The organism is Paenibacillus chibensis, assembly GCF_004001045.1.
In the GTDB taxonomy this organism is placed as follows: Bacteria; Bacillota; Bacilli; order Paenibacillales; family Paenibacillaceae; genus Paenibacillus_AQ; species Paenibacillus_AQ chibensis.
The window spans coordinates 27,261-43,147 of sequence record NZ_BIMK01000027.1 but is presented as its reverse complement, the minus strand read 5'-3'; the positions used below and the strand labels follow the sequence as shown (position 1 = coordinate 43,147).

General features: G+C 54.9%; 11 protein-coding genes and 1 other annotated feature. Of the genes, 5 read left to right on the top strand and 6 right to left on the bottom strand.

The annotated features are described in order from the left end of the window. The first annotated feature begins 29 nt into the window (after positions 1-29). Positions 30-1,289, top strand: coding sequence for a stalk domain-containing protein (locus PCH05_RS18975; protein WP_127604739.1), 1,260 nt, complete (start codon positions 30-32; stop codon positions 1,287-1,289). Between the two features lie 90 nt (positions 1,290-1,379). On the opposite strand, the gene PCH05_RS18970 is transcribed toward PCH05_RS18975, so the two are convergent. From PCH05_RS18970 to trpS, 6 genes are all read right to left on the bottom strand, one after another. Then, positions 1,380-2,171 (bottom strand): response regulator transcription factor, encoded by a 792-nt coding sequence (locus PCH05_RS18970; protein ID WP_127604737.1) that lies wholly within the window; start codon positions 2,169-2,171, stop codon positions 1,380-1,382. Beyond that, a complete protein-coding gene (locus PCH05_RS18965; protein ID WP_127604735.1) occupies positions 2,164-3,864 on the bottom strand; it encodes a sensor histidine kinase in 1,701 nt (566 codons plus the stop codon). The genes PCH05_RS18970 and PCH05_RS18965 overlap by 8 nt, the downstream gene beginning before the upstream one ends. A gap of 108 nt (positions 3,865-3,972) precedes the next feature. Then, on the bottom strand, positions 3,973-5,628 hold the full coding sequence (locus PCH05_RS18960) for an ABC transporter permease (RefSeq protein WP_127604733.1): 1,656 nt from the start codon (positions 5,626-5,628) through the stop codon (positions 3,973-3,975). Next, positions 5,625-6,731, bottom strand: a complete 1,107-nt coding sequence (locus PCH05_RS18955; RefSeq protein ID WP_127604731.1) for an ABC transporter ATP-binding protein — start codon at positions 6,729-6,731, stop codon at positions 5,625-5,627. Before PCH05_RS18955 ends, PCH05_RS18960 begins: the two co-directional genes overlap by 4 nt. Before the next feature lie 29 nt (positions 6,732-6,760). Continuing rightward, entirely contained in the window at positions 6,761-7,783 is a 1,023-nt protein-coding gene (locus PCH05_RS18950) for an ABC transporter substrate-binding protein (protein WP_127604729.1), read from the bottom strand. 246 nt (positions 7,784-8,029) lie between these two features. Continuing rightward, on the bottom strand, positions 8,030-9,055 hold the full coding sequence (gene trpS, locus PCH05_RS18945) for a tryptophan--tRNA ligase (protein WP_127604727.1): 1,026 nt from the start codon (positions 9,053-9,055) through the stop codon (positions 8,030-8,032). A 156-nt stretch (positions 9,056-9,211) separates the two neighbouring features. Continuing rightward, positions 9,212-9,508: a binding site (T-box leader), on the bottom strand. 212 nt (positions 9,509-9,720) lie between these two features. Here trpS and PCH05_RS18940 point away from each other — a divergent pair. From PCH05_RS18940 to PCH05_RS18925, 4 genes are all read left to right on the top strand, one after another. Next, complete coding sequence (locus PCH05_RS18940) at positions 9,721-12,039, top strand: glycoside hydrolase family 65 protein (RefSeq protein WP_127604725.1); 2,319 nt, start codon at positions 9,721-9,723, stop codon at positions 12,037-12,039. A gap of 83 nt (positions 12,040-12,122) precedes the next feature. Beyond that, on the top strand, positions 12,123-14,423 hold the full coding sequence (locus tag PCH05_RS18935) for a glycoside hydrolase family 65 protein (RefSeq protein ID WP_127604723.1): 2,301 nt from the start codon (positions 12,123-12,125) through the stop codon (positions 14,421-14,423). A 31-nt stretch (positions 14,424-14,454) separates the two neighbouring features. Then, a complete protein-coding gene (pgmB, locus tag PCH05_RS18930; RefSeq protein ID WP_127604721.1) occupies positions 14,455-15,090 on the top strand; it encodes a beta-phosphoglucomutase in 636 nt (211 codons plus the stop codon). Positions 15,091-15,192: 102 nt separating this feature from the next. Then, positions 15,193-15,846 carry a VanZ family protein gene (locus PCH05_RS18925; protein ID WP_127604719.1) on the top strand — a complete coding sequence of 218 codons (654 nt, stop codon included), beginning with the start codon at positions 15,193-15,195 and terminating at the stop codon, positions 15,844-15,846. Positions 15,847-15,887: the final 41 nt, after the last annotated feature.

Genomic DNA, 15,887 nt, shown 5'->3' with positions numbered 1-15,887 from the left:
GGGCTTTTGATTTGGGGAGGAGTGATGGGATGCATAATTCTTTGAAAAAGTACATATCCGCTGTTTCCGCGGTCATGCTGATGTCTACCTTGCTGCTGGGTGCGGCCTCCGCCGCGCCGAACGCACAGGCTTCGGGGGGAAAGCAGCCTTACCGGATCGTGGCGCTTGGCGACTCGTTGACGGTAGGCTTTGAACCGGGCAAAAGCGAGACGGTAAGGCCGTACGGGTTCGTCGACCGGCTGCAGGAGCAGGCGCTGCTGCACGGACGCGCGGAAACCGTGAATGTCGGCATTGCCGGGCTGAAAAGCGGCGGTCTGCTGAACTTCGTGGAGGCCGTGAAGAAGGGGCAGCCGATTACGGCCGACGAGATTCAGCCGAAGATTGTAGACCCCCGTACGCCGCAGATCGGCGCCGCGGCGGCGCAAACGAAGGCTGATCTTGCCGCAGCGGATGCCATCACGATTACGATTGGCGGCAACGACCTGTCCGAGCTGCTTCAGGGCGCGAGCACGTTGTCCGATGCCGACCTTTCAGCCCGGACACAGGAGCTGTTCAAGGTGTATACGGACAGCATGAACGTGATTGCATCGGATCTGCACGAGCTGAACCCGGATGCGCTGATCGTGGTCGCGGACCAATACCAGCCGATGCCGGAAATTGCCGACAAGGCGCTGTATCCGAAGCTGGAGCAGGCGGCGGAAGCCTTTACGGGCGTTATCGACAAGATGGCGGCGGGCTTCCAGGCACAGGGAATCAACATGAAGGTGGCGCATGTGGCCAAGGAATTCGTCGGCGGTGAAGGTACGATGACTCATATCATCAAGGACCGTGACATTCACCCGAACCAGCTGGGCTATGAGGCCATGGCGAAGGTGTTCTCTGAAGCCATCTGGGGCAGCTACACCAAGCTTGCCGCATATGAAGCAGGGACGCCGATGGGCATCTTCGTCAAAGGCAAGGCGCTGGATACGCCGTACAAACCGGTTGTCCGCCAGAACCTGAACTTTGTCGCGATCAAGGATATCGTGGATGCCATCGGGGCTGCCTCGAAATGGGATAACAAAACCGCAAGCGCCACGATTACCTATGAAGGACACACGGTCGTCATTACGATCGGCTCCAAAACGGTCAAGGTGGACGGACAGAACGTACCGGTGGATGCCGCGGCATTCCTGAACACGGTGGGCAAGGAATCGAAAACGTACGTGCCGCTCGCGGCGCTGGCATCGGGTCTCGGCCTGGATGTGCAGTATGTTGCCAATCTCCGAACGGTCTTCATTAATCCGTAATACGAAGCACGAGAGTAAGCAAAAAACCAGCCGTTTCCGAAGCCGAGAGGCGTAAGGATCAGCTGGTTTTATTTTGTTAACGGGATAGATTTAGCTATCCATCGTCTTATAGTGATACTCCTGAAACTGGCTTGGCGTGCAGTGGGCGTATTTTTTGAAAATGCTGATAAAGTATTTATAATCGCTGAAGCCTATGGAATGGGCGATCGTGTACACTTTGCCGTCGCCTGCTTTTAACAGGTCCATGGCCTTGTGAATGCGGTAGCGGTTCAAAAAATCATTGAACGTATAGGTCGTCTCGGACTTGAACTTCTGGTTCAGATACGTCGCGCTGACGCCAAGCTGTTCGACCAGATCATGAATGCTGATTTTACGGTCATAGTTTTCCTGGATATAATCGATCATTTTGGAGACGTACCTGGAGGTTTTCAGATTTTTCCCGAGAAATGCCGGATTGATGACTTCTTCCTTCGTTTGGGTTTGGTCCGAGATCTGCTTGAATTTGAGCATCCATTCGGCTTTGGTTTTGGCCGATTCCAGCGCGGCGATCAGCTGATCCTCCTCCAGGGGCTTGACCAGAAACTCGCTGACGCCAAGCTGGATTGCTTTTTTCGCGAGATGAAATTCGTTATAGCCCGAGATGATAATACTGCTGAAGGGGTGGATTTTCAGTCCCTGCTCGATCATCTCGATGCCGCCCATGATGGGCATATTGATGTCCGTAATGACGATGTCAGGCCGGTGCTCGCTGATTTTGCCGAGACCCTCCTGCCCGTTGCAGGCTTCGTCAATGACGACGCAGTCGTACTCCAGCCAGTCGATGCTGTACAGGATGCCCTTGCGGATCATATCCTCGTCTTCCGCGAGCAGTATCTTAAACATGGTATTCCCCCGTTTCATAAGGAATGGTCAGCGTCACGCAGGTGCCGGTCCCTTCGCTGCTGCGGATCTGAATTCCGTACCCTTCACCATATAAAAGCACCAGCCGCCGGTGAATATTGTAGAGCCCGATATGTTCAGTAGTATTATGATGATTTTTCAAGATTTGATGCACTTCTTCCAGCCGTTCGGGGCTCATGCCCGGACCGTTGTCCAGCACCTGTAAAATAAGCCGTCCCTCCGCCGTGTAGACGATGATGTCGATATTGACGCTGCTTTGTCCCTGATAACCGTATTTGATGGAGTTCTCAATTACGGCCTGCAGCAGCAGCTTGGGCACGTAAATGCTTCCGGCATCGTCCGTCATCTGAATGTGATAGCTCAGTCGTTCCTTGAAGCGGATTTGCTGTAGGCTCAAATAATCCCGCACATAATTCAGGTCGTCGCTCAGCTTCACGCTGCGCTCGTCGCCGATGCTGTACCGGAGGAGCCGGGAGAGAATCATGACGATGTCCTGGGCTTGCTTGGCGTCGATTTTGATGGCATAGCGAAGCGTTTCCAGCACATTGAAAATAAAATGCGGATGAAACTGCGACTGCAGCTGCTTCACCTCGACGAGCGTGCTGATCCGCGACAGCTCTTTATTTTTATCCAGCAAATCCTTGATCCGGTCCAGCATATTGTTATACTGATGGCCCAGAATCTCGAATTCGTCTCCGGTGCGGATGTCCACGTATTCGTTCAAATGGCCTTCGCGGAGTTTCCGCAGGGCGAACACCAGCTTGTCGATCGACTCGGAATTGCGCTCGGACATGTTTTTGGATAGAAAATGAATGACGATCCACAGCAGGATGCTGGTCGCCGCGATGAAAATGGACAGCGTGTACAGCGTCGAGGTTTCGGATTTGACCGAATTCAGCGTATGCACCCGGATCGGCGTGTTCGGAATCTCCCTCGTATGCATGTAATATTTGCCCCCGCTCAGCAGCACATGGCCGTTTCCGTCCTGCGTGGGGCTGAATTTGTTCAGGATGCCCTTGGTGATGTTGCTGGTCGTCGCGATGATCGCGTGATGCTCATCCGTGACGACCGCGACTTCGTTGTTCTGCACGAAGATGAGCTTTTGCATGTCCGCCTCGATCAGCTGGAAAACCAGGTAAGCGATCGTGCGCCCGTCCTTGCGGATGGCTTTACCAAAAGTGTAGTCCGTAGAACGGTCATGGGAATAGCGGAAGCTGTTCATCTCCGTCAGCAGCGCGTCCGGCTTCAGGGAGATCCGGTGCAGCAGGCTGCCGAAGGCCAGATCGGCGCTGAGCTCATCCGGCGCAGCGGAAGAAGCCAGGAATACCCCCTGCGTGTCTACGATATGAAAAATGCTCTTTACCTGCTGGCGGTTGTTAAAATCATAAAATTCGGCGTACACGTCCTCGCTGTCCAGATGCGTGTCCGCATACTTCACCACGGCAGGGGAGGCCGCCATGCGGCTTACTTCCGCTTCGTACTCCCCGTATACCCCGGCGATGGATTGGCTGATTTCGAGCGAAGCCTCGGCGGTGCGGTTCTTGAGCGTGATCTTGCCGTTGATCGCTGTGAATACGACGAACAGGACGATCAGGATCGTGAACGGAATGAGGGTGTACAGCCGAAACAAGTGACGGGTGGATTCCTGGAAATTCCGGTTTTTTCTGCGCCGCATGGGTTCCTCCTTCCGGCCTAAGCTGCTTCCTATTGTGCCTTTCTTGATGTAAAACAAGTCGGCCCTGTGTAAATTACAGGAACCGACTTGGTTGACGGACAGCCATCTTTACATGGAAATTTCCTTTTGTCCGGTAAGCTTCAGGAAAATCAGCAGCGAGACGACGGTAATGACCGTCAGGATCGTGGATAATGCCGCTGCCACGCCATAGTTGCCCCGAATGACTTCGGTATAGATGGCGACCGTAACGGTCTTGGTTTTAGCCGTGTACAGAATGATCGATGTACTCAGCTCGGTGATGATTGTGACCCAGCTGAGGATCGCGCCCGAGACGACCCCGGCGATCATCATCGGCAGGGTGATCTTGAAGAAGGTCTTCATCTGCGAGGCTCCGAGACTGATGGCGGCCTCCTCAATGCCTCCGTTGATCTGATGCAATATGGCGGCGCTGGACCGGATCGTATAGGGCAGCCGCCGGATGACAAAGGAGACGATAATGATGATGGCCGTTCCGCTGATCACGAGCGGCTTGTGGTTAAAGGTCACCAGCAGCGCGATCCCGAGAATCGAGCCGGGCACGATATAAGGGAACATCGTAAAAATGTCTAGCGTGTTGGTCAGCGCATTTTTTCGGCGGACTGTGACATAGGCAATGAGCACGGCCAGCAAAATAATGATGATCAGCGAGGAAATCGCCAGCACGAACGTATTCTGTATGGCGCTGCCGATGCTGTCGAATGCCTCTCTGTAGCTGTCCAGCGAGTATCCCTTCACGAATATTCTGCCGGACGTTTTCAGGAAGGAAGTATAAATGACGTACAGCTGCGGCAGCAGGGCAAGCAGGGTGTACAGGTAAATTACGATATGAGCCAGCACGTTTCCGATGCCTTTTTTGCTTTTCGCTTCAATCGGATTGAGCGCGCTCATCGTGTAGGATTTACGGTTAGAGACGGATTTTTGCAGCAGGAAGACGGCCGTCGCGAATATCACGACGATGACGCTGATCGCTGCGGCAAAGCCGTCGTCGCCACCAACCTCGCTGATAAATTCGTTGAAGATCAGGACAGGCACTGTTCTGTAGCCTTCGCCGATCAGCATCGGCGTACCGAAATCGGCGAGCGCGCGCATGAAGACGAGCAGTCCGCCCGCAAGCAGAGTCGGCGTGATGAGAGGAAGGAGCACCTTCCGCATTTTGCTGATGCCCTTGTAGCCCATGCTTTCCGCGGCTTCCATGAGGGATTGGTCGACGCTTTTCAGCGCGCCGGACACGTACATAAAGATTAGCGGCACCATCTGCAGGGTCAATACGAGCAAAATACCGCCGAAGCCATATATATCAGGCATGGTGAAACCAAACACGCTTTTGACGAATTTGGTGATCACACCGTTTCTCCCAAGCAAAAGGATCCAAGAGTAGGCACCGATGAACGGGGCCGACATCGACGAGATCAGAATAAGGATGCGAATGGTGGAATTGCCTCTGATTTTGACCGTAGCCATGATGTATGCCAGCGGCGTTGCAATGACGGCAGCCAGCAGCGTAACGCAAATTGTGACTTTAATGCTATTGAAGAGGGCGTTTAAGTAATAGGGCTTGCTGAAAAACTTCACGAAATACGCGAGCGAAAAGTCGCCGGTCGTTCCATTGTAAAAGCTCTTGATCAATAATGTAAACAAGGGGAGTGCCAAAAAGACGATATAGAACAAAAAGATCAGCAGCGAGATATTGGTCCAGATGTCAAATCTTCTGCGGGCCCGGTTCATAGCTGAGCGCTCCCTGTATAGTTTAATTCTCCCTTGGCATCATACACGTTGATTTTATCCGGCTTCACCTTGAGATAAATGGTTTGGCCCGGCGAAAGCAGCTGCGCCGTTTGGGATTCCTGGGTAATTTCCGCGCGCTGCCCGGAAGCCAGGTCCACGAAGTACTGCGTGTGCTGCCCCAAGAATACGCTGTGCACGATGGTGGCTTGGATGCCGGTCTGATCTTCGGACATGATAAACTCCTCCGGACGGATCGAGACTTTGACGGCGAGAGAGCTTTGAGCATTGGCTTTCGGTACCCGCACGTTCGGGATAACCTCCTGGTAACCCTGCTCCAACTGCAGCGTGTACTGTCCTTGCTCATGCTTCAGCGTGGCATCGACGATGTTCGTGCGGCCGATAAACGTGGCAACGAATACGTTGGCGGGGCGCTGATAGATTTCCTGCGGCGTGCCCAAATGCTGAATGATGCCCGATTTCATCACCGCAATCCGGTCCGAGACGGCCATCGCTTCTTCCTGGTCATGCGTGACATAGACGGTCGTAATGCCGACTTCGCGCTGAATCTCCTTGATGGCATTCCGCATGTCGATCCGCAGCTTGGCGTCAAGATTGGAGAGAGGCTCATCCATCAGCAAGACATCCGGACGGATGACGATTGCCCTGGCAAGGGCCACGCGCTGCTGCTGACCGCCGGAAAGGTTCTTCGGCATCCGGTCTTGAAACTGCTCGATTTGCACCACTTTTAAAATATCCTCGACCTTTTCGGCAATTTCGGGCTTCGACATTTTCCGGTTCTGCAGACCGAAGGCAATGTTTCCTTTGACGGTAAGATGGGGGAAGATGGCGTAACTCTGGAACACCATGCCGATGTTGCGCTTCCCGGGCTCTACGTTATTGATAACTTTGTCGTTAAAAGAGATCGTTCCGCCCTCGATGCTGTTAAAGCCTGCAATCATGCGGAGCAGCGTCGTTTTCCCGCATCCGGAAGGACCCAGAAGGGTGAAGAACTCACCCTTTTGGATCTCCACGGAAAGCTCGGGGATGACGACGGATTCTCCATATTTTTTCACGAGGTCTTGAATGGATATGGTCACGCTCATCGTTGTCACCTGCTTTTTTTATAAATTCATTATTTTACGCTTGTGAATACATCGGTGTATTTTTCAACGATTTTGGACTTATGCTCGCTCACATAATCCGTGTCTTCGTCGATCATGTTGATTTTGCTGTATGGCGTCATATAGTCGCCGAGCTTGGCATCTTTGCGGAGCGGACGGTTGGTCAATTGGGTACCGAACGCGTCCTGCGCTTCCTGGGACAGAATGAAGTCGATGAACTTCTTGGCGTTATCCATATGCGGCGCGCCTTTGACGATGCCGGAAGCGGCATCAAGGAAAACGGCTCCTTCTTTTGGATACACCACTTCGACAGGTGCGCCGTTGCGCACGTAAGTGCTGGCCGGATCTTCATAGGTCAGGCCTACGACGTATTCGCCGTCGGCTACGCTCTTATGAACCGCGCCGGAGCCGCTGGCGATTTTGCCGTCCAGGTTCTTCACCAGCTCGCTGACATAGTTCCAGCCTTGCTCGCTTTCATAATCGCCGCCCATGGCTTTCAGCATGTTGGTCAGCTGGGCGAAGGCGGAGCTGGAGCTGGCCGGATCGGCCGAGGCGATTTTACCCTTCAGCTTCGGGTTGAGCAGGTCGGCATAACCTTCGATTTTGATGTCGCCGACGAGGTTCTTATTGACGAGTAAAACGCTTCCATCAGAAATGTAAGGAGTTGCGAATCCGGTTGTGTTGCGGTGACCCTCGATCAGATCCTGATCGTTAGGAGATACGTAAGGCTCGTACAAAGCTTTGTTCTCGCGGTATCCTGCCATCGAGCCGCCAAACATGACGTCGGCGTACGGGTTCTGCTTTTCGGATTGTAAGCGCTTAATAATTTCGCCTGTGCCAGCCGTTACAAGCTCGACGGTAATCCCGGTTTGTTTTTCGAACATCGGAATGATCGTTTTAATAATTTCTTCACTGTTCGGGCTGTAGACAACGAGCTTGTTCTCTTTTTCTTTGCTGGACTCGCTGTTTCCGCAGCCGCTGAGTGCCCCCAATACTAGCATGCATGCCACCAATAACATGGACATCTTCTTCACTTGATTCAACTCCCTAACTGTATGATAATTTCTGATGCAAATTTATTGTAACAGCACGAATACAGCCTAAAAATCCTACAATCCGCAAACATCGTCTAATATTCGCAACTAAAATGCTCCATTAGGATGGTGTTTTTTCCTGTGAAGTATCCGTTTTTGTAAACGCTTCCCTAAAATGATAAGTTTTCCAGACGGCATGAAAAAGGCCACCCCGCATGAATGAACGGAGCAGCCGGACGCATATTTTCAATCTGCGGAGGGGCCGGTGAAATAATCGATTCCCATCGCCTCGCGCACCTCGCCCATGGTTTGACGGGCGGCCTTTCGCGCTCTGGCGGTTCCCGTCATCAGGATATCGTCGATATCCCTCGTCCGGTGCCTGTAGAGCTCCCGGCGTTCGCGAATCGGCTCCAGAACCTCTTCAATGGCTTCCGTCACTTTGGCCTTGCAGGCGGCGCAGCCAATGCTGCCCTGCTGGCAGCGTTCCCGGATATTGCCGCTGTCCTCTTTGCGGAAAATGCAGTGATAGCCGTATATGGTGCAGACCTCGGGATGGCCCGGATCGGTTTTGTGAATGCGTGCCGGATCAGTTTTGGCCCTGCGGATCTGTGTCCGTACATCCTCAGGGGAGGCGTCCAGGCAGATGGCATTGCCCAGGCTTTTGCTCATTTTGCTGCCGCCATCGAGTCCCTCCAGCCGCTCGCCGACGAGAATTTGCGGCTCAACCAGCACGGGAGCGTACAGTTCATTGAAGCGGCGCACGATCCGCCGCGCCTGCTCGATATGAGGAATTTGATCCTCGCCGGCCGGGACGAGGGTTGCCTTGCAGAACGTAATATCGGCCGTTTGACTGACCGGGTACCCGAGAAAGCCGTAATACAGATCCTCGTATCCGCGCTCCTGCGCTTCATGCTTCACCGTGGGATTATGCCGCAGCGAGCTGACGGTGACGAACATGGAATAAATGCAGGTGAGCTCGGCGATTTCCGGAATCATCGACTGCACGAAAATTGTGGCATGCTCCGGATCGATCCCGACGGAGAGGTAATCGAGCGCCACTTGGCGCACACTTTCAGCGAGCAGGCCGGGGTTGTTGAAGTGGGTCGTCAAGGCCTGCACGTCCGCGAGCATAATGTACGTTTCGTACTGATGCTGAAGCCGTACCCGGCTTTTCAGGCTGCCGACGTAATGGCCCAGATGCAGCTTGCCGGTCGTCCGGTCTCCGGTTAATACGATGTCTTGTTTCGGTTGTGTCAGGTTTTTGGTATTCATAGGTATTCCTCCTGGTTTTTAAGTTGTATTCCGTTTGTTCGCCTCGCCACCACCAGCCGTCATCCATGGCCATCACCTCCTTCAAATTTGCAGCACAAAAAAGCCTCGTCCTGGGAAAAGCGACCGTCCGGGAGCATTCACTCCGGTACATCACTTTCCAAGGACGAAGCTGTCAGCTTCGCGGTGCCACCTTGATTGGCCGCCATTCCATATCGAATGCAGCCCTGCTCAACAGGTACGGATTCGGCCTGCATGCGCCTCTTCGATACCCTGCCCCGGTTAACGGTGGGGACATGCCGCCTGTCCTACTGGCTCAAACCGCAGCGATCAAGGTTTGCGTTCAGACCGGTCACTCCGAAGCCCACTTCCGCGCACGCCGCCACCGGCTTGCACCACCCGCCGGCTCTCTGAAGACGTCAGTCCTCGCATACTCTTCTTCATCATCGTGAATATGGGGATTATTGTAACGCATCCCGCTGCAAAAGGGAATAGGCGCGATTGTTGTCCGCATGGGAGAATCCGTACAAATGCACATAAAAGGCTGAGCGCTGCACATTGGGCGCCGATTTTCTTTTCGTTATGCTGGAAGCAGGAGCGTTAGCCACCCCATAGAGCAGAAGAGACGGGGCTGACGCTTCCCATTGATGGGAAGGGGAGAGAAGAGGATGGCAAAAATCGCTGATAAGTACTTGAAGGTGGATCCCTGGTCGGTTGTGGAGGAAGGGTTTGATCCGGAGCGCAATCGGGTGTCCGAATCCATATTCGCACTGGGGAATGAATATATGGGGGTCCGCGGGTATCCGGAGGAAGGATACGGCGGAGATACGCTGCTGGGCAGTTATTTTAACGGATTGTATGAAGAAATGCCGGTACAGGGCCATTACCGCGGCACCATCCGGTCCTTGCGCTTCATGGTCAATGCGGTGGACTGGCTGTATACACGGATTACAGTAGACGGTGAGCAGCTGGATCTGGCTCAAAGCCGCTTTTCCGGATTCCGGCGCGTGCTCGATTTCCGCAAGGGGACGGTGCAGCGGGAACTGGTGTGGCATGTGAAGGACGGGAAAGAGCTCGCCATCCGCTTCGAACGTCTGGTGAGCATGACCCGATCCCATGTCGGAGCGCAGCGGATGATTCTTACGCCGCTTAATTTTTCGGGCACGGTGCAGATCCGCTCCGGGCTTGATTTCAATACGCTGCATGAGGATCGAGGGCGCGGGTTCTGGTCCGTGGTCCGCCGGGAACAGGCAGGGAACGGCGCAGCGATGCTCGGCAGAACGGCCAACACGGGCAATCGCCTGTTCGCCTCTTTTACGCTCCATACGCAGGGTGCGGAGGTTGTCCGCTCGGAACCGGTGGAGCAGGAGCATCTGGCAGGTACCGAGCTGACGCTGCAAGTGGTGCAAGGGCAGGCGGCGGTTGTGGATAAAGTGGCTGTGAACGCCGCGTTCGTCACCTGCGGGAAGCCGGATGACGCTGAATGGGATGAAGGGCAGGCGCTGCTGGGACAAACGGCAGGAGCGAGCTACGACGAATTAAGCCGTGAGCAGGCAGCGTACTGGGAAGAAATCTGGCGGACCTCGGACATCCGGATCGAAGGTGATCCCGAGAACCAGCAGGGCATCCGTTTTTGCATATTCCAAATGTACCAGACGTATCACGGCGACAATCCCGGCTTTAACATCGGCGCAAAAGGGCTGACGGGCGAAGCTTACCGGGGTCTGGCATTCTGGGATACGGAAACGTACTGCCTGCCGTTTTACCTGTTCAACAATCCGAAAGCGGCCAAAAGCCTGCTTGAATTCCGCTACCGTTCTCTGGAGCATGCGAAGCAGCGCGCCCGCGAGGTCGATTGCGAGGGGGCATTCTACCCGATTGCGACCATCGACGGAACCGAGAGCTGCGATCTGTGGCAGCATTCCAATCTTCAGCTGCATGTGGGCACCGCGGTTGCCTACGGCCTATGGCACTACGACCGCATCGTGTCCGACAAGGCTTTCCTGTACGAAAAAGGAATCGAAATGCTGATCGAAATCAGCCGTTTCTATGCAACGCGCGGGCAGTGGGGACAAAAGAGCGGGCAGTACGGCTATTTCGGCGTCATGGGACCGGACGAATTCCAGCTCATGGTGAACAACAACTGCTATATCAACCTGATGGCGAAAAAGCTGTTCGAATATACGAAGTCCGTGCTCGCAGAAATGGAGACGGAAGCGCCGGCGGCGCTGAAGGCCGTCTCGGCAAAAACGGGGCTGCGTGCAGAAGAGCTTGAAAACTGGGCACGGCTGGCTGAGCACATGAAAATCCCGTACGACGAGGAGACCGGCATTTACGAGGAGCATGACGGCTTCTTCGACATGCCGCATATCGATATCCATTCGATCCCGGTAACGGAATTCCCGCTCTATTCCCACTGGTCGTATGACCGGCTGTACCGCTACGACATGATCAAACAGCCGGATGTGCTGATGTTCATGTTCCTGTACAACAGCGAGTATAGCGCCGAGGCCAAGCGGGCGAATTACGAGTATTACGAGCCGCGCTGCATTCACGAATCCTCGCTGTCCCCGTCGATCCATTCCATCCTGGCGGCGGAGATCGGACGCCATGAGGAGGCCTACCATTTCTTCGAGTTCGCAACGAGACTCGATCTGGACAACTATAACCGGAACACCCGGGAAGGGCTTCATACCACCTCCATCGCGGCTGCATGGATGAACATCGTCTACGGATTCGGAGGCCTCCGCTCCGACGGCGAGGGTCTGGCGCTTGCGCCGTCTATTCCGCAAGCCTGGGATGAATACAGCTTTAACATGACCTACCGGGGCAGCGTCCTGGAGATTAAAGCTGACCAGCAGCGCGTGAGCGTACGGGTTACCGAGGGGGACAGCGTAGTTCTTCGGTTATACGGCGAGGACGCCGAGATCGGCATGGCAGGCGTGGAAGTGCCGATGCCGCAGTCAGCCGTCAAGGCAGTCAGTTAACGACAGACCATGGCGCGAACAAGTGAATGGAAGCATGGCATAGATGGCGAGATCAATTACTGATGGATAGGGGTAGGTGTTTCATGAGCTGGATCGTTAGGGAAGAGGGCTTTGATCCGCAGCGGATAACCAATCACGGCAGTAAATTCATGACGGGCAACGGGTACATGGGCTACCGCGGCACGCTGGATGAATTCTCACAAGAGCAGCTGACCGCGGTGACACTGGCCGGCGTGTACGATCAGGTCGGCACGAAATGGCGGGAGCCTGTGAATGCGCCGAACGGCCTTCAAACGAGGCTATACGCGGATGGGGCTGAATTGAATGTGCTGAGCGCATCCGTGGAAGAGCATGTGCAGGAGCTGGATATCGCGCGTGGACTCCACAGCCGGGAGACGGTGTATCTTACGGGAAGCGGGGCTCGGATCACGTTCCGGTCAGAGCGGTTTGTCAGCATGGATCAGCTGCATCTGATCGTGAACCGTTTCACCGTACACAGTGACCAGGACGTTCAGCTGACGCTGGAAACCGGCATTGACGGAGCGGTATGGGATATCAACGGCCCTCATTTGAAGGAAATGCAGTACGCTTCCCAGGAAGGAACGCTGACGGCGGCAGCCAGCACACAGGAATTGGGGATTCGGGTGGCTGTTGCAGAATGCCTTGAAGGGCTGCAGGAAAGCGGGCAGGAGATTGCAGCATCGGAAAACGGGATTGTTCACCGGATTCCGCTGTCGCTTCGGGCGGGGGCCTCGCAGGAATGGGTCAAATATGTATCTGTGTATACCAGTTTGGATGAGGTCGGCGACGTGCTGGCAGCAGCGGTATCCGGCTGCCGCCAGGCTCAGGCATCCGGCTATGCATCCCTGCTGAAGGCGCATGAGGATGTGTGGGAGCAGCATTGGGCTCTGTCGGATGTCGTGATCGAAGGGGATGACGAAGCCCAGCTTGCGCTCCGGTACAGCATTTATCAGCTTCTTATTATTGCGCCCACGGCTTCGGAGAAGGTTTCAATTCCGGCGCGGGGGCTTTCGGGCCAGGTGTATAAAGGAGCGGTCTTTTGGGACACGGAAATGTTCATGCTCCCCTTTTTTCTCTACACCCAGCCGCAGGTAGCCAGAAATATTATGCTGTACCGCAAGCATACGCTGGACGGCGCAAGAAGGAAGGCGGCCGAATACGGATTTGGCGGCGCTTATTATGCTTGGGAAAGCCAGGACAGCGGCGACGATGCCTGTACGCTGTTCAACATCACGGATGTGTTCACAGGCCGCCCGATGCGGACCTACTTCCGCGACAAGCAGATTCATATCAGCTGTGACGTTGCGCACGGCATCTGGGAGTACTACAAGCTGACGGGCGACAGCGGATTTCTGCTGGATGGCGGGGCGGAGGTCATTTGGGAATGCGCGCGTTTCCTGTATTCCTATGCCTGCTATTATCCGCTGAAGGAGCGGTATGAGCTGCTGGACGTGACGGGCCCGGATGAGTATCATGAGCGCGTCCATAACAATGCTTTCACGAACTATATGGCGCGCCATACGCTGCAAATGGCCGTGCGCATGATGGATGAGCTGGCGGATCAGGCCCCGGCGCTTTATGCCGAGCTTACCCGCGAGCGCAAGGGTACACCGGGAATGGACGAAATCCGGGAGATTGCGGAACGTCTGTATGTACCGCTCCCCGATGAGGGTACCGGTGTCATTGAGCAATTCGACAGATACCATCAGCTGGAGGACATCAGCCTCTCGGAGCTGAAATCACGCATCCTGCAGCCGAGCGAATATTTGGGAGGCGGAAGCGGCATTGCGACGACGACGCAGATCATCAAGCAGGCCGACGTCGTGCTGCTGATGCATCTGTTCAAGGATGAGTTTGCGCCGGAGATCAAAAAAGCCAATTGGGAGTTTTACGAGCCGCGGACCGAGCATGGCTCGAGCCTGAGCCCTTGCGTGTATGCGCTGGTCGCCTCCGACATCGGCATGCCGGATTGGGCGTATCCGTACTTTAAACGGACCGCCACCATCGATTTGACCGGGGACTCCAAACAGTACGTGGGCGACTTATATATTGGGGGCACGCACCCTGCGGCCAACGGCGGCGCATGGATGGCGGCGGTGCTCGGTTTTGGCGGACTGCAGGCGGACGAGAAGGAGGTCCGGCTGAATCCGTCGCTTCCCGCCGCATGGTCCGCGCTGGCGTTTAAGATTCGCGTCCGGGGGCAAGCTTTTGACATTCGGATCACGAAGGAGGATGTCCGGGTAACCTCTCTGGCGACAGGCGGGGCGGAGCAGCCTTTCCGCATCCAGGGAAGCGCGGTGAGCGTCAGTCCGGGCCAAACCGCTACGTTCAGCCTGAAGGGACTGGCATCTGCGGGCAGTTAACCAACAACTTTAGAAAGCGGAGGATTTAGACATGCTGGAGCATATGAAAGGCGCGATTTTCGATCTGGACGGCGTGATCGTCGATACAGCCAAATATCATTTCCTCGCCTGGCGCGAGCTGGCGAAGGAGCTCGGATTCGAGTTTACGGAGGAGCATAATGAGCGCCTGAAGGGCGTAAGCCGGATGGAATCGCTGCGAATACTGCTCGAAATCGGCGGCGTACAGGCCACGGAGGCAGAGCAGCAGCGCATGGCGCAGGAAAAAAACGACCGCTACGTGCAGTATATCTCACAGCTGGACGCGTCGGAGCTGCTTCCGGGCGTAAGGCCCTACCTGACGGGGCTGAGGGAACGGGGCGTAGGCATTGCGCTTGGTTCGGCCAGCAAAAATGCGGAATTCATCCTGGAACGCCTACAAATCGCATCGCTGTTCGACGCGGTGATCGACGGCAATAAGGTGTCCAAGGCCAAGCCCGACCCGGAGGTATTCCTGAAGGGGTGCGAAGCTTTGGGGCTGGATCCATCTCATTGCATTGTCTTCGAGGATGCGGCTGCCGGCGTGCAGGCGGGCAAGGCTGCGGGATGCGGCGTTGTCGGCATCGGCCGTCCCGAAATTCTCGGAGAAGCGGACCGGGTCGTTTCCGGACTGATCGAATTGGTGAAATAAAGCGATTCTTTAAACTTCTTTATTTTTTGTTGAGAAATATCAAAGACCTGAAGGTTATCCTTAACCATGTAAGCAAAATCGCATGTTAAGGGAGAATTAGTTATGAATTCTGTTGATCATGTTCCGCACGATAGGAGCCGATCCGGAAAACACCAAGCCGGTTCCCGCCCGGTCGATCCCGACCATTCCATCCGTATGGCGGTTAAGCTGGGCCTGATCCTGGTGTTCATCGTTTATTTATATGTGCTCGTCAAGGTCATTTTGTTCAAGTTTGGAGGCTCGAGTCCAGGATTTTACCTGCGGCAGCTGTTCGAGAGCGTCACGCATCCGGACCGCATTCTGCAGCGCCTGCGGCTGATGAGCAATCTTGTGCCCCTGCATGAGATCACCGGGAATATTCGCCACCTCGGGAGTCCGTCCGGCTTCATCAACTTTTTCGGGAACATCGCCGCCTTTATGCCGCTTGGATTCTTGCTGCCGCTGGTCTTTGGGTTCCGGACCCTGTCGTTCCTGAAGGTGCTGCTGATTTCTTCCGGGGTGAGCCTGGCGCTCGAAACGGCGCAGCTGCTGCTGTTTATCGGAACCTTTGACGTCGATGACATGATCATGAATACGGCAGGGGGCGTGCTGGGGTACGGGGTGCTCCGGGTGCTGCAATTTATGGTAGAGCCAGGTATATACAAGAGGGAAGGCGAACATCATTCAGAATCCAATTCGGGTTCTCTGTCCCGTTTAAAATCGAAGGAATTGGAATGAAGCGGCCGCGTGCCGCTTTTTTCTTTTTATGGGCCCTTTTC

Excerpts from the sequence above, each read along its gene's own strand:
- PCH05_RS18955 (WP_127604731.1), bottom strand. The coding sequence starts at position 6,731 with ATGAGCGTGACCATATCCATTCAAGACCTCGTGAAAAAATATGGAGAA.
- PCH05_RS18960 (WP_127604733.1), bottom strand. The coding sequence starts at position 5,628 with ATGAACCGGGCCCGCAGAAGATTTGACATCTGGACCAATATCTCGCTG.
- PCH05_RS18925 (WP_127604719.1), top strand. The coding sequence starts at position 15,193 with ATGAATTCTGTTGATCATGTTCCGCACGATAGGAGCCGATCCGGAAAA.
- trpS (WP_127604727.1), bottom strand. The coding sequence starts at position 9,055 with ATGAATACCAAAAACCTGACACAACCGAAACAAGACATCGTATTAACC.
- PCH05_RS18975 (WP_127604739.1), top strand. The coding sequence starts at position 30 with ATGCATAATTCTTTGAAAAAGTACATATCCGCTGTTTCCGCGGTCATG.
- PCH05_RS18965 (WP_127604735.1), bottom strand. The coding sequence starts at position 3,864 with ATGCGGCGCAGAAAAAACCGGAATTTCCAGGAATCCACCCGTCACTTG.
- pgmB (WP_127604721.1), top strand. The coding sequence starts at position 14,455 with ATGCTGGAGCATATGAAAGGCGCGATTTTCGATCTGGACGGCGTGATC.
- PCH05_RS18970 (WP_127604737.1), bottom strand. The coding sequence starts at position 2,171 with ATGTTTAAGATACTGCTCGCGGAAGACGAGGATATGATCCGCAAGGGC.
- PCH05_RS18940 (WP_127604725.1), top strand. The coding sequence starts at position 9,721 with ATGGCAAAAATCGCTGATAAGTACTTGAAGGTGGATCCCTGGTCGGTT.
- PCH05_RS18935 (WP_127604723.1), top strand. The coding sequence starts at position 12,123 with ATGAGCTGGATCGTTAGGGAAGAGGGCTTTGATCCGCAGCGGATAACC.